Source organism: Oleiphilus sp. HI0079 (assembly GCF_001635105.1).
Window position 1 is genome coordinate 1 of the sequence record NZ_LWFT01000980.1, and the last position, 1,370, is coordinate 1,370.

At 50.2% G+C, this 1,370-nt stretch carries 2 protein-coding genes; one reads left to right on the forward strand and one right to left on the reverse strand.

Features of this window, described 5'->3' with window-relative positions:
• Positions 1-639: hypothetical protein (locus A3750_RS26335; RefSeq protein ID WP_068548542.1), on the forward strand; the 639-nt coding region annotated here is incomplete at its 5' end.
• Between the two features lie 9 nt (positions 640-648).
• On the opposite strand, the gene folM is transcribed toward A3750_RS26335, so the two are convergent.
• The coding region (gene folM, locus A3750_RS17915) for a dihydromonapterin reductase (RefSeq protein ID WP_231871868.1) at positions 649-1,370 on the reverse strand (722 nt) is incomplete at its 5' end.

Sequence of the window (1,370 nt, forward strand, 5' to 3'; positions counted from 1 at the left end):
GACAGAGCCGTGGCGTATGCAACGGACACCGTGACGTATTTTTTCTACTTAATTGCAGGAGCCAGTACCATCTTGCTTATTGTTGGTTGGAACTCGTTACGTGAAGTGAAAGACCGTGTTCATAGCCTCGCGGACGAAGAAATCTCCAAGCTCATTAATGAATATGAATCGCGGCTTGATATGATCGAGAAGCAACTTCATCAGAAGTCTCAGGTGATCGAAGAAAACAGAGAAGAAATAGAACTAACACAAGGTGTTCAATCGCTTTGGTTGCGTGCAGGGCAAGACCCGAATATCTCGAACCAGATAGAGATTTACGATGAGATTTTGAAGCTCAAGCCCGACGATTGTGAGGCGCTTACGTACAAAGCAGACGCCGTACTTGAGTTAGGTGAGCCGCAGTGGGCCGCGAATCTGTGTCACCAAGCCTTAAAGCTAGACGCCGAGAATGGGCATGCTTTTTATCAACTTGGGTGTGCTTACGCTGCCATGGATCATAAAGAGGAAGCGGTTCGCTACCTACAAAGAGCCCTAACCAAGCAAGAAAGCTATCGCGAAGCGATGTCGGAAGACCCCGCTCTCGCGCTACTGAGCGATTTTCAGCCTTTCAAAGACTTGTTAGACCCCAGCTCGACCTAGTCGCTGCGGCTATTTGAGATGACGGCCGCCGTCCAAATGGATTGTGCGGCCAGTGATATATCGGCTGGCTAACAAATATTCTACGGCTTCGATCGCGGCTTCGAACGAGCCCTCCCATGGTAAAACCGCTTTCTGTACGGCTTTTTTCTTGTAGGCCTCGTCATCGTCTTCATTGAACTTGAGTAGGGCAGGTGCAACCGCATTCACCTTCACCTCTGGCGCGCAGGCGGCGGCAAACGAAAGCGTTAGGTTTTCGAGAGCGGCCTTGCTTGCGGCGTAGGCAAAGTGCTTTTTACTACCTCGTGCTGCGACATAATCTGTAATGTGGATGATGTCGGCTAGCTCGCCTTCGCTACCCACTAGCGTGTCTTTCAAGCCCATGTTCATCAAATAAGGGGCCTTGGCGTGCACATTCATCATTCGGTCAAACACTTCTGCGTTGGGGTAGCCCTTACCCTCGGCCATCCAATCGGAGGCATTGTGGACGAGGGCGCGCAGCTGCAGGTGCTTTGTTCTCACCGTTGAGATTAGATCCTGCACTTCATCCATGTCCTGAAAATCACACTGATAAAGCGTCGCGCCTTTGTCCCAAAGAGCATCAAGTTCCTTACGTTCTGAACGATAGGTACCGATAACTTCCCACCCCGTATCCAAGAAATGATGCGCGAGCGCAAGGCCGAGTCGACGGGAAATACCCGTGATAAAAATACTTTTATTGTTTGTCATTGTGC